The organism is Marinobacter sp. EN3 (assembly GCF_000475315.1).
Taxonomy (GTDB): domain Bacteria; phylum Pseudomonadota; class Gammaproteobacteria; order Pseudomonadales; family Oleiphilaceae; genus Marinobacter; species Marinobacter nauticus.
Map to the genome: position 1 here is coordinate 1 of NZ_AXCC01000012.1, position 22,322 is coordinate 22,322.

A 22,322-nucleotide genomic window follows, 5' to 3' on the forward strand; every position below is an offset into this window, starting at 1 on the left:
CATTTTAATTGGCCATTAACATTATTCCACATTACATGGGGATTTTCATGTCTGGTTCATCGAGCGTGCTCGATCTTATCAATAGGATCTCACTGGCAGTTGCCCTATGTTCAGTGCTGATTGGAGTCATTTCGGGTCTATTGCTGATCTTTGGCTCAAGCGATGCCATTAAACCATTGCTCGTTGCAATCACGCTTTTCTTAGGGGCGTCTGCGACAATGTGTTCTCTGAAGTTCTTCTACATCAATCGAGGCGCAGACTAAGCCCTAACAAATTGTTGTAGTTCGTTCGGGACTGCGGCCTCCGCCGGACGCCCTTTCCATAGCTCCTTCGGCGCCATGGAAAGGGCGCTGCCTTCAGGCGTTAGTTTTCAGGAGAAAGATTCATGGCGATCGAATCATGGATGGCGTTTGTCGTCGCATCGGTTGTTCTATTGGTGATTCCTGGCCCGACGATTCTGGCCGTCATCAGCTATTCAGTAACCCATGGTCGTCGAGCCAATGTTCCTCTGGTAGCGGCCGTTGCACTTGGTGACTCCACCGCGCTGTTTGCTTCGCTCGTGGGTTTAGGGGCGTTGCTTGTTGTATCTGCTTTTTGGTTCACAGCCGTAAAAGTAGCAGGTGGTATGTACCTGCTCTATCTTGGTATCAAATTGTTCAGGGCAGGATTTTCACCCACTGCAATGGCGGAGCCCACGTCTGACGCCTCGCACTTGAAGTTGTTCACCAACACGTATCTGGTAACTGCGCTCAATCCAAAGGGGATTGTTTTCTTCATGGCCTTTTTACCGCAATTCATTACGCCGGGCGAAAACGGGGTACTCCAAATGTGGTTGCTTGCAGTCACCTTTGTAGCTTTGGCGACAATCAATGCCACGCTCTATACGGTTTTCGCATCGTCTGCTCGCCGGCTGCTTGTATCGACCAAAGCGCAGCGTAGGTTTAATTTTGCTGGTGGAGCTCTGCTTTCGTCAGCTGGTGTGTGGGCGTTGCTAGCCAAGCGTCCAGCCGTGTAGACGCAAATAAATGGCTATTGTCGGACGCACCTTCGCTGGCTCTGCGGTATGTCTCAAAGCCCGGGCGATATGCGGAGTTTTTCGGGAACAAAGGAGCAGTGCAATGGAGTTTGAGATGCTGCCGCCATGGCTGAAATATCCTGAGATTCCTCTGGGGTCAATCGGCTGCCGAATGAGCCCAGCCTAAAGTGCCAAAGGAGCGATTGATGAAAGGTGAGTGTCTCTGCGGAAACGTGAAGTTCGCAATTGAGGAGGAGATTCGAAACTTCTATCAATGCCACTGCTCGTTATGCCGCAAAGCTACTGGATGGCGGGCCTGACAGCCTGGAATCACTTAACAAGTTATTGTAGTTCGTTCCGGACTGGAGCATACATCGGGTGCTCCTGTGGGGCGCGGTAAGGAGAGCAGATGAAAATTTACGGTGATGCCAAATCCGGCAACTGCTACAAAGTTCAGCTGGTGTGCAACCTCCTGAACATCGACCACGAGTGGATTGAGGTCGATATTCTGGCTGGCGACACCAGGTCCGACGAGTTCTTGCGAAAGAACCCCAATGGCAAAATACCTCTGCTGGAGCTCGATGAGGGCGAGACGCTTTCCGAGTCCAACGCCATTATCAACTTCCTGGCAGGCGGATCGGCGCTATACCCTGAGGGCGGGTTGGCTCAAGCGCTTATCCTGCAGTGGCAGTTTTTCGAACAATACAGCCATGAGCCTTATATCGCGGTAGCCCGCTTCATCAATAAGTACCTTGGGCTGCCTGATGACAGAGCTGCGGAATATGCGTCGAAGCAAGCCGGCGGCCACAAAGCGTTGCGAGTGATGGAGCAGCAGCTTCAGAAAACCCCTTATCTCACAGGGGAGCATGCGACCACGGCAGACATCTCGCTTTATGCCTACACCCACGTAGCTCACGAGGGCGGCTTTGAACTGGCAGACTATCCGGCGATTCTGGCATGGCTGAAACGGGTGGCTTCGTTGCCGAATTTCAAGCCGATGGCCTGAGGCCATTGGCTTTTCTGAGCTGTCCAATCCAGTGAACCGGATGCCCGCGTCGGGCGCTTAACAACAGCCTTGTATGAACCAAAGGGATTGTTTATGCATAAATCGATAGTGTTGGTTTTGTTGTCTTTCCTCCTGCTGACAGGCTGTGCCTCTCACCAGATACCTGTCAGGCACAAGGTTGCCCTGTCTTCTGACTCAGAACGAATCGCTTATGACGTGGTCGGGAGTGGAAAAACGGCTCTGGTGTTTATCCACGGCTGGAGTTGTGATGGACGCTACTGGCAGCAACAAATACCGGCGTTTGCCGGCGATTATCAGGTGATTACGGTTGATCTGGCGGGCCATGGGCACTCATCGGTTGGCCGCTCTGATTATTCGATGGTGGCTTTCGCTCACGATGTGAAGGCCATTGTCGATCAAGAGCGCATTGAACGTGCCATTCTTGTAGGGCATTCGATGGGCGGTGCGGTGATTGCCGAAGCAGCCAGATTGATGCCGGCCAGAGTTGTTGGTGTGATAGGGGTTGATACCTTACAGAACGTTGCGGAGCGAATTCCCCAAAGTGTCGTTGATGAAATGGCTCAGCCCTTTGAGGCTGACTTTACGACGGCGGTAAAGGATTTTGTCGCACCTATGTTTCCTGAAGGTGCCGATGAGCCATTGGTTTCCTGGGTGAAAGAAGATATGTCTTCTGCGCCAAAGGCCATTGCCTTGAACGCTTTCCGAAACTATCTCGGGCGATATGTCACTGGCGAAGCGGCCACTGCGTTTGATGAAGTCAGGGTGCCCGTCATCTCGATAAACGCCAGGTTATGGCCGACAGCGGTGGAAGAGAATAGAAAACACATTGATGATTACCAGCTTATGTACATTGAGGATGCTGGCCATTTCCCGATGTTGGAAAGGCCTGAGGCGTTCAATGAGCTTTTGAAACAGGCCATTGATTCGATCGAGGAAAAGGGCAGTAAACCCATTTAACTGCCGGGCAGGGCATGCTTGGTGGCACGCGGGAATTCTGAATGAGCAACCGCTCCAATAAACCATCCGAGTTGGCGCAAAGCTGGATAACGAATGCCGAACTCTGGACCTCGGCGGTCCGCGACGGCGATATAGAGAGTCGCCGCCTGGTGACTGACCAGGCCATGGTCAACGCCGTGCTCGCCCAACATCCGAGGCGGGTGCTTGACTTGGGGTGCGGAGAAGGTTGGCTGGTACGGGCGCTCGCCAGTCATGGTGTTGATTGCGTCGGGGTGGACGGCTCCCCCGGGTTGATTGAAGCGGCCCGGTCCCTTGGGGGAGGACGATTCCACGTCTGTACCTATTCTGAGCTTGTCGACGATGCCCGGAAGATAGGCCACGACTTTGATGTGGTGTCTGTGAACTTCGCGATCCTCCATGAAGACGTGGCCGGGTTATTGCGGGCTCTCCGGCCGTTGCTTGCTCCTCGGGGAAGAATGGTCATGCAGACGGTGCATCCCTGGTTGGTGAGCGGCCCCTATCTCGACGGTTGGCGCAATGAGGATTTTCGGGATTTCCCGGGAACATGGCAATCCATGCCCTGGTACTTTCGCACGCTCGGCTCCTGGGTAGCGTTGTTCCGGGACTGCGGTTACTCCATCATAGAACTAACCGAGCCTCGTCACCCATCCACGGAGCTGCCTTTGTCTCTTCTGGTCGTAGTGGAATAAAAAAGAAGAGCAACACCGCAATTTTATGAATAACTGAAGACTATGCTGTGAGTTCAGAACTGGGAGATGCCCCTCGTAATCAACGGGTTAAGCCGCATATGAAAAAGCTCATTGTCATCGCTTTTTTTTCGTTTTCTGCCTCGGCGGCGGAGCTGGCAACAGAGAGGTTCATCATCAATATAGAATCTCGCTGCGCTGAAGGCGAGGTTTCGTGCAACCAAATGACCTATCACGGTACAAGCAAGGCAACAGGAAATAGCATCATGCTGGAAGGGAGTTCCTGGCATACACTCTGTGCCGACGGCGATACTCCCTGCCGTTTTCTCGGGTATAAGTTTGAGAATGGAAATACCGCGTACTACGTGCATCAGGATGGATTGCTTGAAGTTATACGTAACCGGGATGAGGTATTAGTCCGGGAACGGGGTAGCTGGCGAAAGGAATGATCTATGAAAGGCGAATGTCTCTGTGGAAGTGTAAAGTTTGAAATCACAGAGGAAATCCGAAACCTTTATCAGTGCCACTGTTCGCTCTGCCGAAAAGCCACTGGAGCGGCGGCGAATGCCGCAACTTTTGTAAATGAGCATGCCTTTCGTTGGGTTTCCGGTGAGAGTGGTATACGCAGTTACAAGAAGCCCAGTGGGTTCAGAAGCGATTTTTGCTCGGTCTGTGGTAGTCCGGTTCCTAATAGTCTGAGGGACAGCGGGATGGTCTGGATTCCTGCTGGTTTGTTGGGAGAGACTCTTACGTCGAAGATATCTGTTCATCTTCACACAGAGTCTGCTGCATCCTGGGAAGAAGAATCGGCTCGGTGTGTGCGATTGGCCGGCGGGCCTGAAAGCTTGGAAACGCTTGATAGTATGTTGTAGCTCGTTCTAGCCTCCACTGAACTTTTTGATAGCAGCAACATCGATTTTTCCCATGGTCATCATGGTGTCGAAGGCAGGCTTGGCAACAGCGGGGTAGGTAATTGGTAATTCCATCTCCAGGTTCGGGGGGGCATTGAGCCGCTGAAGGTGTTCTCAGGGTTCTCCCGCCTGTAACTATTTGGATTCAAGGCAAACATGGAAGTCTTGGCTAAGATTGTAATCAGCGTGGTGGGTAGTTTTCTGACCTACTATATCGTCAGCAATGCGGCAAAGAGATCATCAACTGCTGAGACCGGCGGTAAGCTTTTCTTCGGTTGGTTCCTTATATTGACCAGCTTGGCGTCTACGCTGATTGCGGCAGGAATGCTCTGGTTGTTGTTTTTTGTTGACCATGGCGGTCAGGATATCCCCATCATCCTGATGTTGGAGATGTTTGGCGCCTTCGCGATTTATGGATGGGCCGAGGTGATCTGGACCAGAGGTTGCTTTGATGATGAGTCCCTGACGTTTCAAAGCCTTTGGCAGGGTAAACGGCGGTTTACGTGGAGCGAGTTAAGAAGCATAAGCTTTAACAAGCATCTGCATTGGTACGTTCTTCGTTTTCGCCATGGGAGGACGATTAGAATCTCAATCTATCTAAACGGCCATGGATTGCTGCTCGATAAGATCGAGAGCATGGGATATGACGTCTAGTAAAATCCACGTGGACGGGTTTAAAAAGGTTGTGCAGTGGCCGCTCAGGACTCCTGAATGACCATAAGCTCCTCGGGATTTCCAGGGAACTGCAGGAGGCAGTATGATTCGGGTTGTTTATCGTTGGAAAGTTAAGGAAGAGAACTTCGCGGACTTCAAGAAGGTTTGGGTTCGCACCACCAACCATATCCATGAAACCGTGCCCGGAGCCCTGGGTAGCTTTATGCTCCGCAGTCCTGAGGACAAAACCGAGGTGCTCACCGTCGCGAAATGGGATTCCGTGGAAAGCTGGAAAGCATTCTGGAGCGGGGAAAACCCTGCGCAGATGGTGGGCATGCGGGCACTGGGGGAGCGCGTTTCAGTGACGCACTATGAGGAAGTCGAAGACTTTACCCGTTAGCTCTGGCTGCAAAGCGTCAATCGACCAGCCAGTGGCGTTTCTTGCTCCCATCACTTGATCCAGGTGTGGCTCTCAGGGGCCAACCGCTGCCTCGATAGCAGCAATATCGATTTTTCCCATGGTCATCATGGCGTCGAAGGCACGCTTGGCAACACTGGGGTCCGGGTTATTGATCGCCTCAGTAAGGGCCACGGGGGTTATCTGCCACGAAAGTCCCCACTTGTCTTTGCACCATCCGCACGCACTTTCCTCGCCCCCGTTATCGACTATGGCATGCCAATAGCGATCTGTTTCTTCCTGATCCCAAGTCGCAATCTGGAAAGAAAAGGCCTCGTTATGCTGGAAGGCGGGGCCGCCGTTGAGCCCAAGACAGGGAACGCCAAGCACCGTAAATTCGACCGTTAAGACGTCGCCCCTGGATCCGGCGGGATAGTCCCCGGGTGCGCGCAATATCCTGCCAACTGAGGAATCGGGGAAGATGCTGGTATAAAACTGGGCGGCCTCCTCAGCCTGGCCGTTGAACCAGAGGCAAATGGTATTTTTCGGATGTGTCATTGCAATAACCCTCCTGGACGTTTGGTTTGTGTCTATGAGTCTAGTCGGTTGGGAATGGTCGAAATCGACAACGGCTATTGGCAACTATCCAGAAAGCGAGCGGCGTGCGCCTTTACCGAGTGTTTGAGCTCAGCAGGGGAATGGTGGGAAGTAAATCAAAGTTGTCGCTGGCTGAGGTTGGCGACTACGCTGACATTTGAATACATGGTTTACCATGATTTTCAGTCAGCGGAGGTGGCATGAGGTTTCCCTCAAGCACAGCATTCGCATTACTGGGCGCGGGGTTGATTGCGATCAGCTTCGGTCTTGCGCGCTTCGCCTTCGGTCTGTTTGTTCCGCCCATTCGTGCGGATCTGTCTTTGTCGCCCCATGTGATCGGTATCATCGGTGCACTCCCTCTGATCAGTTTTGCACTGACGTCGGTGGTGGCGCCCTGGTGTGCCGACCGTCTCGGCGCCCGGAATACGGCGATGGCCTCCGGCGTTTTTGGGGTAGTCGGACTGGCTTTGATCAGTCAGTCGGCCGGTGCCCTGTCACTGGGGCTGGGCGTATTTGCCTGTGGTATCTGCACGGGCCTGATGATGCCTGCCCTGACAGCGGCCATGCAGGCACTGGTGCGGCGCTCGATGCATGGCCGGGTCAGCTCGGTGATGAATGCTGGTACCAGCGTGGGGGTGATGGTCGCGGTGCCCACGGTTCTTTTTCTGGCCGGGGCCTGGCGCTATACCTACGCGTCTTTTGCCGTTCTTGCCCTGATCGGGGTGTTTGCCACCTGGTTTTTCCTGCCTTCAGTTTCACGGGTGATGCCATCTAACGCAGCGCCACCGCCGGCGATCACGGCTTTGCAGTGGTGGCGCCTGTTACGGCTCTCGATCTTTGGCTTCATGATGGGGTTTGTCTCGGCGGCCTACTGGATTTTCGCGCCCGACCTGGTGGTGAACCTGGGTGAAATGAGTTCCGATTCCACCGCCTGGCTGTGGCTGGGCGTCGGGGTTGCTGGCCTGGGTGGTGCCGTGGTTGCCGATCTGGCAGACCGCAATAACCCGCCGATCACCCAGGCATTGATGTTGATGATGCTTGCGGCGAGCCTGGCTCTGTTGGCTGCCAGTCCAGACAACCTGCCGCTGGCAGCGTTTTCAGCCCTGGTGTTCGGGCTGGCCTATATGAGTCTGACCGGGCTGTACCTGATGACAGGGATTCGTTTGTTGCCGGGGCGGCTGTCCATGGGGCCGGTGCTGCCATTCATGGCGGTGTCTCTGGGACAGGCAGCGGGCTCGCCTGTGGTCGGTATGCTGGTGGGGCAGGTGGGCTATGCCGATGCCTTTGGGTTCTTCTGCGCCATTGGCATTGTCGTGGCCATGTTTTCACCTCTATACCCGCGCTATCTGGAGCAGGAACCGGAGGACGAGACGGAAGACGAAACCGGGCTCCAGGCCGCCTACGATTATCAACTGCAGAATGAAGAGGGTGAGCCCTACCGGTACAAGCGTATGAGCAAGCATTAGGTTTCACAGATAGCAGAAACCCGGCCTTGGCCGGGTTTCCTGGGGTTGGGCGGTATTCGATTATTGCTTCAGTCCCATTTCCTCAATCGAGATTTCCCGCATCTTGAACTTCTGGATCTTCCCGGTCGCGGTCATCGGGAATGCATCCACAAACTTGTAGTTTTTGGGAATCTTGAAGTGGGCGATCTTGCCCTTGCAGAAGGCCTGCAGGTCCTCTGCGGTTACCGGGTCTGCATCGGGCCGCAGTTTCACCCAGGCAATCAGCTCTTCACCGTACTTCTCGTCCGGAATACCGGTTACCTGCACCTCTTCAATGGCCGGGTGAGTGTAGAGGAACTCTTCGATCTCTTTCGGGTAGATGTTTTCACCACCGCGGATCACCATGTCCTTGATGCGGCCCACGATCTGGATGTAACCATCCTCGTCCATGGTCGCCAGGTCGCCGGTGTGCATCCAGCCGGCATCGTCGATGGCTTCGCGGGTCTTTTCCTCGTTGTTCCAGTACTTCAGCATTACGCTGTAGCCGCGGGTACACAGTTCGCCAATCTCACCGCGGGGCATGACGTTGCCGGTGCCCGGGTCGACAATCTTGGTTTCCAGGTGCGGCTGGGTGCGGCCCACGGTGGTGACCTGCTTCTCGAACGGGTCGAGGGAACTGGTCTGGGTGGAAACCGGGCTGGTTTCCGTCATGCCGTAGGCAATCTGCACTTCTTTCATGTGCATTTTGCCGTTGACCTTCTTCATGACTTCGGCGGGGCAGATGGAACCTGCCATGATGCCGGTGCGCAGGGTGGAAAGGTCGTAGCTGTCGAACTCCGGGTCGGCCAGTTCGGCGATGAACATGGTGGGGACACCGTACAAGGCCGTGGCTTTTTCCTGGTGGACCGCCTGGAGTACGGTTTTCGGGTCAAAGCCTTCGCTCGGGTAGATCATGGCGGTGCCATGGGTGATGCAGCCCAGGTTGCCCATCACCATGCCGAAGCAATGGTAGAGCGGCACTGGAATCACCAGCCGGTCGTTCTCGGTCAGGCGCTGGCTTTCACCAACAAAATAGCCGTTGTTCAGAATGTTGTGGTGGGTGAGCGTGGCGCCTTTCGCGTTGCCGGTGGTACCGGAGGTGAACTGGATATTGATGGGGTCGTCGAACTGCAACTCATTCTGGCGCTTGGCAAGATCGGCTTCTGATACCTCGCCGGCAAAGCCCAGGAAATCCTGCCAGGTCCACATACCCTCGTGGTTATCCGGGTGTACGTTAATGACCGCCCGAAGATCGGGGACGTTGTCAGCTTTGAGTTTACCGGGTGCGCTGCGTTTCAGTTCCGGGGCCAGCTCGTAGATCATTTCCCGGTAGTTGGAGGTTTTGAAGCTGTCGGCGGTAACCAGAACGCTGATGCCGGCCAGATTCATGGCGTACTTCAGCTCGTGCACACCGTAGGCCGGGTTGATGTTTACCAGAATGGCGCCCACTTTCGCGGTCGCAAACTGGGTAACGGTCCATTCGTAACGGTTGGGTGACCAGATGCCCACGCGGTCGCCACGCTTGACGCCGATGGCCATGAACGCCCGGGCCGCCTCGTTCACCTTGTCGACGAACTCTTGGTAAGTCCAGCGAATGTCCTGGTGCAGGCACACCAGAGCCTCGTTGTCGGGAAACTGTTGGGCGGTGCGGTCCAGCATATCGCCGATGGTCATGCCCAGCAGTGGCTTTTCTGCGATACCACTGGTGTAACTTGGGAGAGTCTTGCTCATGTCTCTGCCTCCATTGTTTTTGTAGTTGAGGGCTGGAAAGTTACTGGCACAGGCCCCCGAGTGCCTGGCCCACTTTAGAGCCGTTATGACGTTTCAGTTGCGCGCAGATCCAGTCGCCGGTTTTCACCAGCTTGTTCAGATCCACGCCGGTATCGATGCCCAGGCCGTTAAGCAGGTATAGCACGTCTTCGGTGGCTACGTTGCCAGAGGCCCCTTTGGCATAAGGGCAGCCGCCCAGACCGGCTACAGAGGCGTCAATCACGCTTACACCCTCTTCCAGTACTGCGTACAGATTGGCCAGGGCCTGACCATAGGTGTCGTGGAAATGCGCCGCCAGTTTGTCCATGGGCACATGGGCAGCCACGGCTTCGAGCATGCGCTTGGCTTTCAGGGGCGTACCCACGCCGATGGTGTCGCCCAGGGAAATTTCGTGGCAGCCCATGTCGTACAGGGCCTTGGCCACGGTGGCCACCTGTGCCGGTTGGATATCGCCCTCGTACGGGCAGCCCATCACGGTAGACACGTAACCGCGCACGGGAATGCCGTGTTTGCGGGCTTCTTCAACCACCGGTGCAAAGCGCTCCAGGCTTTCAGCAATCGTGCAGTTGATGTTCTTTTGGGTGAAGGACTCCGATGCCGCACCGAATACCGCCACTTCGTCGGCCCCGGCCGCCAGGGCGCCCTCGAATCCTTTCAGGTTCGGGGTAAGGGCCGAGTAGCGAACGCCAGGTTTACGGGTGATGCCGGCCATCACTGCGGCCGCGTCGCCCATTTGCGGCACCCATTTGGGTGATACGAAGCTGGCGGCCTCGATGTGGCTGAGACCGCAATCGGCCAGCCGGTCGATCAGGCCGGTTTTGACCCCGGTGGCGATCACATCGCCGGGCTCATTCTGAAGCCCGTCCCTGGGGCTCATTTCCACCAACCGAGCCTGCTTCGGAAAGGCCATTATTCTGCCTCCCCGGTGTCGATGGCGATGAGTTCCGCACCCTCGGCCACCTGGTCACCCTCGGCGTAGAAAATCTCGGAAACCACACCATCGGCGGGTGCCTTGATGGCGTGTTCCATTTTCATGGCTTCCATGATCACCAGCGTCTGGCCGGCCGTTACCTTGTCGCCTACCTGGGCCTGAATCGCCACTACGGAGCCGTTCATGGGCGCCGCCAGGCTGCCTTCGCTGGCCATTTCCTCAAACCCGTAGGTTTCCCGGTATACGGTGCACTTGAAGGTATCGCCCTCGTAGAAGAGCACCAGTTCTTCGTTGTGCAGGTTGCCGTGCACGCTTAGCCGGTGGCCGTTGATCACCGCCTGCAGGTAATCGTCATTCAGTTTGGCGTTCAGGTGGTACACGCTGCCGCCCACGAAGACCTGGTAGCGGTCATCCCGTTCCAGGATCTTGAGCTCGTGTTTATCGTCGCCCACCTGAAGGGTGAGAGGCTGGGCGTATTCGGAGTTCATGCGCCAGCTGTTCTTGCGGCCGAACGGCGACCAGGGATCGCCGGTAACCGGTTCCGCTGATTTGCGTTGCTCCAGAATGAATCCAGCGGCAAGCACCAGTGCCTTGTCCAGATCCAGTCTGGATTTCGGGAACAGCAGGTCGTTGTGAGTGGCAATGAAGTTGGTGGTCAGCTCGGCTTCGCGGAATGGCTGCGCATCCACCGCCGCGTGCAGGAACCGGATATTGGTTTTCAGCCCGGCGATACGGTAGTGCTCCAGGGCCTGAACCATGCGGTTGACCGCCTGTTCGCGGGTCTCGTCCCATACGATCAGTTTGGCGATCATCGGGTCATAGTGGATGCTGATTTCATCGCCTTCGGTCACGCCGGTATCTACCCGCACGTGGGCGGATTCATCCGGAGTGCTCAGATAACGCAGAGTACCCGTAGCGGGCAGGAAGTCCTGATCCGGGTCTTCGGCGTAAATACGCGCCTCGATGGCGTGGCCTCGGGTTTTTACCTGGTCCTGGGTCAGCGGCAGGGGCTCACCCCAGGCCACTTTCAGTTGCCATTCCACCAGATCCTGGCCGGTGACCATTTCGGTGACCGGGTGTTCTACCTGCAGGCGGGTGTTCATTTCCATGAAGAAGAAGGAACCGTCCACGTCGTACAGAAACTCGACAGTGCCTGCGCCCACGTAGTTGATGGCCTGGGCCGCTCGCACAGCGGCTTCGCCCATGGCTTTGCGGGTGTCTTCACTGAGGCCGGGGGCGGGCGCTTCTTCCAGCACTTTCTGGTGCCGGCGCTGCACGGAGCAGTCCCGCTCGGCCAGATAGATGCCGTTGCCGGATTGATCGCAGAACACCTGGATTTCGACATGGCGTGGCTGGGTCAGGTAGCGCTCGATCAGCATGTCCGGGTTGCCGAAGGCGTTTTTCGCCTCGCGCTGGGCCGCGGCCAGGGCATCGTCGAATTCGACCATGTTCTCGACCACACGCATGCCTTTACCACCGCCCCCGGCAACGGCTTTCAATAGCAGCGGGAAGCCGCATTTTTCGGCTTCAGCCCTCAGCAGGTCCGGCGACTGGTCCTTGCCGTGGTAGCCCGGCACCAGCGGTACACCGGCTTTTTCCATGATCGCTTTTGCAGCGGACTTGGAGCCCATGGCGGCAATGGCGGAAGAGGGCGGCCCGATAAAGACGATACCGTTGGCCTCGCAGGCTTCCGCGAAATCGGTGTTTTCAGACAGAAAACCGTACCCAGGGTGGATGGCCTGGGCGCCGCTTGCTTTGGCAATCTCGATAATCTTGTCGGCCCGCAGGTAGCTTTCGGAGCTGGGGGCTGGGCCTATGTAGAACGCCTCGTCGGCCATGGCGACGTGCCGGGCGTTGGCGTCGGCTTCGGAATAGACCGCCACGCAGCGGATGCCCATTCGATGGGCCGTCTGGATGATCCGGCAGGCGATTTCGCCCCGGTTGGCTATCAGGATCTTGTTAAACATTATTGTGTCTCCGGAATCCAACTGGCCTTTCGTTTGTTCAGGAAAGCGCTGAGTCCTTCCTGGCCTTCTTCGCCCACACGAATATCGGCGATGCGCTGCGCGGTATCGTCAATCACCTCGGAGGTGATGGTCTTGTGGCTGACGGCAAAGACCAGTTCTTTGGCTGCTTTCATGGCTTCGGGGCCGTTCAGCGCAAGTTGCAGCAGCAGCTCGTCGCAACGCCGATGCATGGCCTGTTCGTCTCCGCACACTATGTGAACCAGGCCATACTGCTGGGCCTCCTGTGCACTGAAGACTTCCGCCGACAGGAAATAGCGCCGGGCCTGACGTTCGCCGATGGCTCGCACCACATAGGGGCTGATCACGGCCGGAATCAGGCCGAGTTTGACTTCGCTCAGGCAGAAGCTGGCTTTTTCAGTGGCCAGCACAATGTCGCAGCAGGCCGCGAGGCCGACCGCGCCGCCGAAGGCCGCCCCCTGCACCAGGCCGATCACGGGCTTGGACAGGTGGTTCAGGGTGTTCATCAGACGGGCCAGTTCCCGGGAGTCGTCCAGATTTTCCTGGCGGGTGTTGTCCGCCATGCGGCGCATCCAGCCCAGGTCGGCACCGGCGGAAAAGTGTTTGCCTTCAGACCGGAGGATGACAATCTGCGTTTGCTCATCCCGGTCCACGTGTTCCAGTGCCTGAATTAGCTGCTGGATGATCACGTCGTCGAAGGCGTTGCGTTTGTCCGGGCGGTTCAGCACCACTTCCGAGACGCCATCGCCCCGTTGGTGCAGCAGAACCGCTGTGTCTTGCTGTGACATGACTGCGCTCCTTTACATGCGGAACACGCCGAAGCGCGTGGGCTTGGCGGGCCGGTTGAGGGTGGCAGACAAGCTCAGGGCGACCACTTCCCGGGTCTGGGCCGGGTCGATCACGCCGTCATCCCACAGGCGGGCGCTGGCGTAGTAGGGATGGCCCTGGTGTTCGTAAGTCTCGGTAATGGGCCTTTTGAACTCGGCTTCTTCCTCGGCGCTCCAGCTCTGGCCTTTGCGCTCCAGGCCTTCCCGGCGTACCTGCGCCAGTACGCCGGCGGCCTGTTCGCCGCCCATCACTGAGATGCGTGCATTGGGCCACATCCAAAGGAAGTCCGGGCTGTAGGCGCGGCCACACATGCCGTAGTTGCCGGCGCCGTAGCTACCGCCAATCAGAACGGTGATCTTGGGCACGTTGGCACAGGCCACGGCCATCACCATCTTGGCGCCGTGTTTGGCGATGCCCTCGGCTTCGTACTTCTGGCCGACCATGAAGCCGGTAATGTTCTGCAGGAACAGCAGGGGTATGTTGCGTTGGCAACACAGTTCAATAAAGTGCGCGCCTTTCTGAGCGGATTCGCTGAACAGGATGCCGTTGTTGGCGATGATGCCCACGGGGTAGCCGTGGATGTGGGCAAACCCGGTTACCAGGGTGGAGCCGTAATAGCGCTTGAATTCGTCGAATTCTGAGCCGTCGACGATGCGGGCGATGACGTCGCGCGCATCAAACTGCTTGCGCAGGTCGGTGCCGACGATGCCGTAGATTTCTTCCTGATCGTACAGCGGGGCGCGGGGCTTCTGGACCTCAACCGGTACTGGTTTGCGACGGTTCAGGTTGGCCACGCAGCGCCGGGCGATTGCCAGGCCGTGGGCATCATTCTCGGCGTAGTGGTCGGCGACACCGGAGATTTTACAATGCACGTCTGCGCCCCCCAGGTCTTCCGCGCTGACCACTTCACCCGTGGCCGCTTTTACCAGCGGTGGGCCGGCCAGGAAGATGGTGCCCTGGTTACGAACGATGATGGATTCGTCGGCCATAGCGGGTACGTAGGCGCCCCCGGCGGTACACAGGCCCATAACGACAGCAATCTGTGGGATGTCGTCTGCGCTCATGCGGGCCTGGTTATAGAAAATGCGGCCGAAGTGGTCGCGGTCCGGGAAGACTTCGTCCTGTTGGGGCAGGTTGGCGCCGCCGGAATCCACCAGGTAGATGCAGGGCAGGCGGTTGGCCATGGCGATTTCCTGGGCCCGCAGGTGCTTTTTCACGGTCAGCGGGAAGTAGGTGCCGCCTTTGACGGTGGCGTCGTTGGCGATAATCATGCACTCGGTGCCGGAGACGCGGCCGATGCCGGCGATGACGCCAGCGGCGGGCACTTCTTCTTTATAGACGTTGTAGGCGGCGAACTGGCCGATTTCGAGGAAGGGGGAGCCTTCGTCGATGAGGGTGTTGATGCGCTCGCGGGGCAGGAGTTTGCCTCGGTCGGTGTGGCGCTTCTGGTAGTCGGGGCCGCCGCCCTGGTGGATCTTTTCGACTTTTTCCCGGAGGTCGGCGACGGCTTGTTGCATGGCCTGGTGGTTGGCCTGGAATTCGTCGGACCTTGGGTTGATTTTGCTTTGGAGTATCGTCATGTTCCGTGGTCCCTCGGGTTGGGGGCACGGGCCTGGAGGGGTGTCGTTCCGAAAACCGCTACGAGCACATCCATGTGCGCTTCTCTCCGGCCATCCATGGCCTCCGAAATTTTCGGAACGACACCCCTCCAGTCCCTAGTCGTACAATTGGAGCTGGATTCTGTGCGTCGTTACTTGTTCAGGAACAGCTCGCGACCGATCAGCATCCGTCGGATTTCAGACGTTCCAGCGCCGATTTCGTAGAGTTTCGCGTCCCGCAGCAGGCGGCCGGTCGGGTATTCGTTGATGTAGCCGTTGCCGCCCAGCAGCTGGATGGCGTCCAGGGCCAGTTTGGTGGCCATTTCGGCGGAGTAGAGGATGGCGCCGGCGGCGTCTTTGCGGGTGGTTTCGCCGCGGTCGGCGGACTGGGCCACCATGTAGACGTAGGATTTCGCGGTGTTCATCCAGGTGTACATGTCGGCGACTTTGCCCTGTACCAGTTCGAATTCACCGATGGCCTGGCCGAATTGTTTGCGCTCGCGGATGTAGGGGACGACCACGTCCATAGCAGCCTGCATGATGCCCAGCGGGCCGCCGGAGAGGACGAGGCGTTCGTAGTCGAGGCCGCTCATGAGGACTTTGGCACCGTTGCCCACGCCGCCGAGGACGTTTTCTTTGGGAACTTTGCAGTCCTGGAACACCAGTTCACAGGTGTTGGAGCCGCGCATGCCGAGTTTGTCGAGTTTCTGGTGGCGACTGAAGCCCGGGTAGTCGCGCTCCACGATAAAGGCGGTGACGCCTTTGGAACCGCCTTTCGGGTCGGTCTTGGCGTAGATAACGTAAGTGTGTGCGTCCGGGCCGTTGGTGATCCACATTTTGTTGCCGTTGAGGACGTAGTGGTCGCCTTCGTCGCGGGCGTGGAGTTTCATGGAGATTACGTCGGAGCCGGCGTTGGGCTCGGACATGGCCAGGGCGCCGATGTGTTCACCGGTAACCAGCTTGGGCAGGTATTTCTGCTTTTGTTCTTCGGTGCCGTTGCGGTGAATCTGGTTCACGCACAGGTTGGAGTGGGCACCGTAAGAGAGGCCAACGGAGGCCGAGGCGCGGCTGATTTCTTCCATGGCGATGACGTGGGCCACATAGCCCATGTCGGAGCCGCCGTACTCTTCGCTGACGGTAATGCCCAGCAGGCCCATGTCGCCCAGTTTGCGCCACAGGTCCATGGGGAATTCGTTGTTTTTGTCGATTTCCTCGGCCCGCGGGGCGATTTCGGTGGCGGCGAAGTTGTTCACCTGTTCCCGGAGCATGTCCAGGGTCTCGCCGAGGCCGAAATTGAGCTCTGAGTACTGTGATTTCATCGTTTGCTACCTTTTTGTTTTTAACGTCGGGTATCCGTTGGCTGCCAGGTGCTATTTGCTGACAGCGGTTTCTTTGGTGTTCGTCGTCAGGCCCTGCTCTTCCTTTTTCTTCTGCAGTTCGGTCAGGGCCTCGCGGCACCGTGCTTCGGCGGTGTCCATTTCCATCTCTGCCATGGCGATGTCTTCTTTCTGCTGTTCCAGCTGTTCCCGTCTTGCGCTGAGGATTTCCAGCATCTTCAGCAGCTGCTTTTCATTGCCGGTCAGCGTTTCGTCCCAGAGGTCGAACAGTTCTTTGGTTTCGGCCAGGGAAAAGCCCATGCGCTTGCCCCGGAGAATCAGCTTCAAGCGAACGCGGTCCTTGGTGCTGAAGATCCGGGTTTGCCCGCGCCGGTTGGGCTTGAGCAGCCCCTGGTCTTCGTAGAACCGGATGCTCCGGGTGGTTACATCGAACTCCTGGGAAAGCTCGCTGATGCTGAAAGTTCGTTTTTCGCTCATGACGGATTTCCTTTTTTCACCAAGGTTAGTTAAAGTTTACGTAAACGTAAAGTGTTTTTGTGGTCCGAATGGATACCCGCGGATCAGACTTCGATCATTGTTAATAAGGAGTACCCGATGGAATTCCAGAATGTGCCGGCAATTGTAACAGGCGGTGCCTCCGGTCTGGGTGAGGGCGCTGCCCGTGCTCTGGCGGCGGCTGGCTGCAAGGTGGCGATTCTTGATGTGAACAAAGAGCAGGGCGAAAAGGTTGCGGCTGAGCTCGGCGGTATCTTCCTGCATTGCGATGTGACCTCGGCCGACAGTGCAGAGGCAGCTGTCTCTGCTGCGCGAGAGGCTCACGGCCCCTGCGGTGTCGCCGTGAACTGCGCGGGTATTGCACCGGCGGCCAAGATTCTGGGCCGTGAAGGTGTGATGCCGCTGGAAAGCTTTAGCAAGGTGGTCCAGGTAAATCTGATCGGCACTTTCAATATCCTGCGGCTGGCGGCTGCCGATATGGCGCAACGGGAACCGAACGGTGACGGCGAGCGCGGTGTCATCATCAATACCGCTTCGGTTGCTGCCTACGAAGGCCAGATTGGCCAGGCGGCTTACAGCGCATCCAAAGGCGGTGTGGTGTCCCTGACCCTGCAGGCGGCCCGCGAGCTGGCCCGTGAAGGGATTCGGGTGAATACCATTGCTCCTGGCCTGTTTATGACACCAATGCTGGCGGGTATGCCCCAGGAAGTGCAGGACAGCCTTGCAGCCACGCTGCCGTTCCCGAAACGCCTCGGTAAACCGGAAGAATTCGGGATGATGGTGGACCAGATGGTGCGCAACCCGATTCTTAATGGCGAAGTCATCCGGCTTGATTGTGCCCTGCGGATGGCGCCAAAGTGACATTGATATAACCTGCCAAAAGCAGGTTTCTGTAATGGTGTTCGCCAAAAGCGAACCGGTAACCACAGGTGAGTGATATGACTAACCCTGTCGATCAGGAAGAACTGGCTCTTTTCCGGGAGTCTGTGAACAAGGCTCTGGAAACCGAAGTGGCCCCGCATTACGAGGCCTGGGAGAAAAGCGGCATTGTGCCACGGGAGCTTTGGAACACTCTGGGCGATGCAGGCATGCTGTGCGTCGATGTGCCGGAAAACTGCGGCGGCTGCGGCGCACCCTTCCAGTACTCGGTCGTGGTGGGTGAGGAGCTTGCCCGGCTGGGATTTGGTGCGCTTTCCACCAACGTGATGGTGCATTCCGACATTGTCGCGCCCTATCTCAGCCATATCGGCAATGAACAGCAGAAACAGCAGTGGCTGCCGAAGATGGTATCAGGTGAGGCGGTGGGCGCCATTGCCATGACCGAACCGGGCGCCGGCAGCGACTTGCAGGCCATGCGCACCAGCGCTGTAAAAGACGGCGACGACTACATCCTCAATGGCTCCAAGACCTTCATCACCAACGGCCAACACGCCGATATGGTGATCGTCGCCGCCAAAACCGATCCCAAAGCCGGAGCCAAAGGGATCAGCCTGTTTCTGGTGGATACGTCGTTGCCAGGATTCAGCAAAGGCCGGAACCTGGACAAGATTGGCCAGCACTCTGGCGATACCTCCGAGCTGTTTTTCTCCGACATGCGCGTACCTGCCTCGGCGTTGCTGGGCGAGGAAGGGCAGGGTTTCGTTTACCTGATGCGCGAACTGCCCCGTGAGCGACTGGTGATCGGAGCGCTGGGGGTGGCAGCGGCCCGGGGCTCGCTGGACATGACGATCCAGTATGCCCAGGAGCGTGAGCTGTTTGGCCAGAAGCTCAGCCAGTTGCAGAACACACGCTTCGAAATTGCCCGCATGGAAACGGATTACCGCATCAACAAAGCGTTTGTGGACCAGTGCATTCGGGAATACGAAGAGGGCAAATTGGATGCCCCCACGGCGTCCATGGCCAAGTACAGCGCTACCGAGATGCAGTGTCGTGTTGCTGATGGCTGTTTGCAGCTGTTTGGCGGCTATGGCTACACCACGGAGTACCCGATTTCCAGGAACTTTATTGATGCCCGGGTGCAGCGGATTTATGGCGGCACGTCGGAAGTAATGAAGGAAATCATTGCCCGGTCGGTACTCGGAAGATAGTACCTCCTGAATCCAGCGCTAATTCTTTTTGAAGGCGACTGAAATGTATGGGGTTCGAGCAGGGGGATACCTTTCCGGGACCGTCAAAAGCCATGGATGGCTTTTGTCGAGCGTACAGGGATGTATTCACAGCGTGTCTCGGAAAGGTATCCCCCTGATCGAACCTGACTCCCAACATGGAGACCAGATTCAATGAACAACAATGACATCGTTATAGCAGGCTCCGCCCGAACCCCCATGGGCGGAATGATGGGCTCCCTGAGCTCGGTACGTTCACCGGACCTGGGCGCCGTCGCCATAAAGGCCGCCATTGAGCGCTCTGGCCTTCAGCCGGCAGACATCCAGGAAGTGATCATGGGCTGCGTATTGCCCGGCGGTCTGGGCCAGGCACCAGCTCGCCAGGCCTCAAGGGCCTCTGGTATCCCGGACAGCTCAGGTTGTACCACCATCAACAAAATGTGCGGCTCCGGCATGCAGGCCGTCATCATGGCTCACGACCAGATCAAAGCTGGCACCAATAACATCATGATCGCCGGCGGCATGGAAAACATGAGCCAGGCACCGTACCTGTTGCCGAAAGCCCGCGCCGGCATGCGCATGGGCCATGGCCAGGTACTCGACAGCATGTTCCTGGACGGTCTGGAGGATGCCTACGAGGGTGGGCTGATGGGCGTCTTCGCGCAGCGCACGGCTGACAAATTCGACATCACCCGCCAGGCCATGGATGAATTCGCCATCGGCTCCCTGCAGAAATCCCTGGCGGCCATCGAAAACGGCTGGTTCCGGGACGAAATCGTATCGGTAACGGTCCCGGTCCGGGGCGGTGACACCGAAGTGGATACCGATGAACAGCCGGGCAACGCCAAACCGGAGAAAATTCCACACCTCAAACCCGCGTTCGCCAAGGACGGTTCTGTCACCGCCGCCAACTCCAGCTCCATCAGTGATGGTGCTTCCGCGCTGGTACTGGCCTCAGCCGCCGAAGCCGATGCCCGGGGCCTGACCCCGCAGGCCCGGGTCGTGGCCCACGCTACCAACGCACGCCTGCCGTCCGAATTCACCATCGCACCGATCGGCTCCATCGAGAAGGTGCTCAAGAAAGCGGGGTGGACGCTGGACGATGTCGATCTGTTCGAGATCAACGAAGCCTTTGCCGTGGTCACCCTGGCGGCGATCAATGAGCTGAAGCTTCCTGCGGAGAAGGTCAACGTGCACGGCGGTGCCTGCGCGCTGGGGCATCCGATCGGCTCGTCCGGCTCCCGAATCATCGTCACCCTGATCAATGCGCTGAAACAGCGCGGGCTCAAGCGCGGCGTGGCTTCGCTCTGCATCGGCGGTGGTGAGGGTACGGCTGTGGCTATTGAACTGATCTGATCGGCTTATTTCCCCTGTAGCCTGTCAGCTCAGGGGCGGGCTTGCGGGTGGCCGGGTTAAAGATCCCGTTCCTGGAATTGTCGCGGTTCGATTTTCAGCTTTTTCAGGCGTGAGGACAGGGTGGTCGGTTTGACACCCAGCAGCGCGGCGGCGCCATCGTCGCCGAACACCCGGCCGCCACTGATTTTCAGGGCTCGTCTCAGGTTGTTTGTCTCAAGCTCCCTGAGTTCGTGCTCTGTCATCAGTTCACCGTCGAAATGTCTGGCTGGCGGCATGGGTTCCAGCGTGTGTCTGGCGACAGAATCCGGACCCTGCAGGTCCAGATCCAGCCGGCCATCGGCTGTGATCACCTGACGTTCAATAACGTTTTCCAGCTCCCGAACATTGCCTGGCCACGGGTAAGCTTTGAGCGTTTCCACGTCCCGCTCCCGGAGTGCCAGCGGTGGCCGGTTGAATTTCTGGCACGCCCGGTTCAGAAACTCCTGGGCGAGAATGGGAATGTCCTCGATACGTCGGCGCAACGGCACCGACTCAATAGGGAACACATTCAGGCGAAAGTACAGATCCTCCCGGAAGTTCTTGTCCCGGACCTCGGTTTTCAGGTCGCGGTTGGTGGCGGCAATGACACGAACGTCCACGGCTCGGGTGTGGTTTTCCCCCACGCGTTCGAACTGTTGATCCTGCAAGACCCGCAGCAGCTTGCCCTGGAGCTCCAGTGGGATCTCGCCCACTTCATCCAGAAAAAGGGTACCCCCATCGGCGAGCTCGAAGCGACCAACCCGGTCACTGACGGCTCCGGTAAAGGCACCCTTTACATGGCCAAAGAACTCACTCTCAAACAGATCCTTGGGAATCGCTGCGCAGTTTACCCGGATCAGGGGGCGATCCCTCCGGCTGCTTGACTGATGAATGGCCCGGGCAATGAGTTCCTTGCCGGTACCGGATTCCCCGGTGATCAACACGTTGGCATCGGTTGGGGCGACCATTCCGATTCTGCGCACGATGGCTTTGATAGCATCGCTCTGGCCTAAAATTTCGTGAAAGTGGTATTCCGCACTGAGTTCTTCCTGAAGGTAGGCGTTTTCCATTTCCAGACGGTGTTTCAGGGTTTCCACTTCCTCCAGTGCTTTTTGCAATTCCTTCTGAGTCTCAAGCCGGGCAGAGATATCGCGAAACACCACCACGGCACCAACCGGGTGGCCATTGTCTATAATGGGCGTGCTGGTGTATTCCACCGGAAAGCCGGTGCCATCCTTGCGCCAGAACCAGTCCTCGCCAACCCGTTTTACACTGGCATCCCGAAACGCGGCATAGATAGGGCATTCTTTCAGTGGGAAGATGCTACCGTCCTCGTGGGAGTGGTGCACCACCCGGTGAATCACCCTTCCCATCAGCTCGTCAATGCGCCAGCCCAGCATGCGTTCCGCTGCCGGGTTGGCAAAGGTCGTCCGTCCCTCGGCATCCACCCCGTAAATGCCTTCGCCCACCGCGTGCAGGATCAACTGGTTTTCCCGCTCCATGTCCTTGAACAGTTCTTCTACCCGCCGCCATTCCAGCAGGCCACCCCGGTGGTAGTGGTTGGCGTCGTGTCGTTCCCGCAAGGTGCGCAGCTGGCGCCGGTCCCGAAGCAGTAGCAGGAGGCTCTGGGATTCGGCTTCACCCACCCGTGAGGAAGAAATCTCCAGCTCCACGTTGCGCCCATCCCGATGCTGCAGGATGAAATCCCGGCTCCAGCCATGACTGCGAAACAGGGTTTCCTCGGTAAAGGCGATGAGCTGAGGCCGCTGGTCGGTGAACAGGTGGGTACAGGGAGTACCAATCAGAGACTGTCTGTCGGTTCCGACCAGCCGCCCCATGGCGCTGTTGGCAGCGATGATGAGATCGCGCCCGGCATCCACCAGCAGCGCCGCCTCCGGCAGGTGGTCAATCCAGCTGGTGGTACTGGTGGATGTTATTGCGGCTTTGATTGTCATCGGGTTGTCCTTTCTCTGGCCTGACAGAGACAGAACAAACCTTGTGCCAACTCTGAAATTTCGTAGTGGAGGCTACGAAATATCGTTAATTACGAAAGTTCGTAATTGGCAGGAAGCACCGAAGAAAAATAAAAGCAATATAAAACAAGGTGTTAAATATTTTTTGGGGTTGGCACAAACCCTGCGATATCTCCT

21 protein-coding genes are annotated in these 22,322 nt (G+C 57.5%); 12 read left to right on the top strand and 9 right to left on the bottom strand.

The window, feature by feature from the left end; genetic code table 11:
• Positions 1-385: 385 nt before the first annotated feature.
• From Q675_RS23975 to Q675_RS24005, 8 genes are all read left to right on the top strand, one after another.
• Positions 386-1,015, top strand: a complete 630-nt coding sequence (locus Q675_RS23975) for a LysE family translocator (RefSeq protein ID WP_023010733.1) — start codon at positions 386-388, stop codon at positions 1,013-1,015.
• 409 nt (positions 1,016-1,424) lie between these two features.
• Positions 1,425-2,021, top strand: a complete 597-nt coding sequence (locus tag Q675_RS23980; RefSeq protein ID WP_023010734.1) for a glutathione S-transferase family protein — start codon at positions 1,425-1,427, stop codon at positions 2,019-2,021.
• A gap of 69 nt (positions 2,022-2,090) precedes the next feature.
• Positions 2,091-2,999: an alpha/beta fold hydrolase gene (locus Q675_RS23985; protein WP_227499505.1), complete on the top strand. Its 909-nt coding sequence runs from the start codon at positions 2,091-2,093 to the stop codon at positions 2,997-2,999.
• Between the two features lie 41 nt (positions 3,000-3,040).
• Positions 3,041-3,709, top strand: coding sequence for a class I SAM-dependent methyltransferase (locus tag Q675_RS23990; RefSeq protein ID WP_023010736.1), 669 nt, complete (start codon positions 3,041-3,043; stop codon positions 3,707-3,709).
• Between the two features lie 47 nt (positions 3,710-3,756).
• Entirely contained in the window at positions 3,757-4,155 is a 399-nt protein-coding gene (locus tag Q675_RS23995; protein ID WP_227499506.1) for a hypothetical protein, read from the top strand.
• 3 nt (positions 4,156-4,158) lie between these two features.
• Positions 4,159-4,578, top strand: coding sequence for a GFA family protein (locus Q675_RS38595; protein ID WP_081698837.1), 420 nt, complete (start codon positions 4,159-4,161; stop codon positions 4,576-4,578).
• Positions 4,579-4,773: 195 nt separating this feature from the next.
• Positions 4,774-5,271 carry a PH domain-containing protein gene (locus Q675_RS24000; protein WP_023010739.1) on the top strand — a complete coding sequence of 166 codons (498 nt, stop codon included), beginning with the start codon at positions 4,774-4,776 and terminating at the stop codon, positions 5,269-5,271.
• 103 nt (positions 5,272-5,374) lie between these two features.
• Positions 5,375-5,671: an antibiotic biosynthesis monooxygenase family protein gene (locus Q675_RS24005; RefSeq protein WP_014420910.1), complete on the top strand. Its 297-nt coding sequence runs from the start codon at positions 5,375-5,377 to the stop codon at positions 5,669-5,671.
• A 72-nt stretch (positions 5,672-5,743) separates the two neighbouring features.
• Here the strand turns inward: Q675_RS24005 and Q675_RS24010 are convergent, their stop codons facing one another.
• Positions 5,744-6,226, bottom strand: coding sequence for a VOC family protein (locus Q675_RS24010; protein WP_022990988.1), 483 nt, complete (start codon positions 6,224-6,226; stop codon positions 5,744-5,746).
• A 239-nt stretch (positions 6,227-6,465) separates the two neighbouring features.
• On the opposite strand from Q675_RS24010, the gene Q675_RS24015 reads away from it, so the two are divergent.
• On the top strand, positions 6,466-7,731 hold the full coding sequence (locus Q675_RS24015; protein WP_023010740.1) for an MFS transporter: 1,266 nt from the start codon (positions 6,466-6,468) through the stop codon (positions 7,729-7,731).
• A gap of 60 nt (positions 7,732-7,791) precedes the next feature.
• Here Q675_RS24015 and Q675_RS24020 read toward each other — a convergent pair whose 3' ends face one another.
• From Q675_RS24020 to Q675_RS24050, 7 genes are all read right to left on the bottom strand, one after another.
• Complete coding sequence (locus Q675_RS24020) at positions 7,792-9,480, bottom strand: AMP-binding protein (protein ID WP_023010741.1); 1,689 nt, start codon at positions 9,478-9,480, stop codon at positions 7,792-7,794.
• Positions 9,481-9,520: 40 nt separating this feature from the next.
• A complete protein-coding gene (locus Q675_RS24025; protein WP_022990984.1) occupies positions 9,521-10,429 on the bottom strand; it encodes a hydroxymethylglutaryl-CoA lyase in 909 nt (302 codons plus the stop codon).
• Positions 10,429-12,417 carry an acetyl/propionyl/methylcrotonyl-CoA carboxylase subunit alpha gene (locus tag Q675_RS24030; RefSeq protein WP_023010742.1) on the bottom strand — a complete coding sequence of 663 codons (1,989 nt, stop codon included), beginning with the start codon at positions 12,415-12,417 and terminating at the stop codon, positions 10,429-10,431. The genes Q675_RS24025 and Q675_RS24030 overlap by 1 nt, the downstream gene beginning before the upstream one ends.
• The gene (locus Q675_RS24035; protein WP_023010743.1) at positions 12,417-13,223 is read right to left on the bottom strand and encodes an enoyl-CoA hydratase-related protein; all 807 of its coding nucleotides are present in this window, start codon (positions 13,221-13,223) and stop codon (positions 12,417-12,419) included. Before Q675_RS24035 ends, Q675_RS24030 begins: the two co-directional genes overlap by 1 nt.
• A 12-nt stretch (positions 13,224-13,235) precedes the next feature.
• Positions 13,236-14,843, bottom strand: a complete 1,608-nt coding sequence (locus Q675_RS24040) for a carboxyl transferase domain-containing protein (RefSeq protein WP_023010744.1) — start codon at positions 14,841-14,843, stop codon at positions 13,236-13,238.
• Between the two features lie 170 nt (positions 14,844-15,013).
• Positions 15,014-16,180 carry an isovaleryl-CoA dehydrogenase gene (locus Q675_RS24045; protein ID WP_014420930.1) on the bottom strand — a complete coding sequence of 389 codons (1,167 nt, stop codon included), beginning with the start codon at positions 16,178-16,180 and terminating at the stop codon, positions 15,014-15,016.
• 51 nt (positions 16,181-16,231) lie between these two features.
• Complete coding sequence (locus tag Q675_RS24050; RefSeq protein ID WP_023010745.1) at positions 16,232-16,675, bottom strand: MerR family transcriptional regulator; 444 nt, start codon at positions 16,673-16,675, stop codon at positions 16,232-16,234.
• Positions 16,676-16,792: 117 nt separating this feature from the next.
• Between Q675_RS24050 and Q675_RS24055 the strand changes: the two genes are divergently transcribed.
• The 3 genes from Q675_RS24055 to Q675_RS24065 all read left to right on the top strand — a co-directional run bounded on the left by Q675_RS24055 (position 16,793) and on the right by Q675_RS24065 (position 20,154).
• Positions 16,793-17,554 (top strand): 3-hydroxyacyl-CoA dehydrogenase, encoded by a 762-nt coding sequence (locus Q675_RS24055; RefSeq protein ID WP_023010746.1) that lies wholly within the window; start codon positions 16,793-16,795, stop codon positions 17,552-17,554.
• 77 nt (positions 17,555-17,631) lie between these two features.
• A complete protein-coding gene (locus tag Q675_RS24060; RefSeq protein ID WP_023010747.1) occupies positions 17,632-18,780 on the top strand; it encodes an acyl-CoA dehydrogenase family protein in 1,149 nt (382 codons plus the stop codon).
• A 192-nt stretch (positions 18,781-18,972) separates the two neighbouring features.
• Complete coding sequence (locus Q675_RS24065) at positions 18,973-20,154, top strand: thiolase family protein (RefSeq protein WP_023010748.1); 1,182 nt, start codon at positions 18,973-18,975, stop codon at positions 20,152-20,154.
• 56 nt (positions 20,155-20,210) lie between these two features.
• Here the strand turns inward: Q675_RS24065 and Q675_RS24070 are convergent, their stop codons facing one another.
• Complete coding sequence (locus Q675_RS24070; protein ID WP_023010749.1) at positions 20,211-22,127, bottom strand: sigma 54-interacting transcriptional regulator; 1,917 nt, start codon at positions 22,125-22,127, stop codon at positions 20,211-20,213.
• Positions 22,128-22,322: the final 195 nt, after the last annotated feature.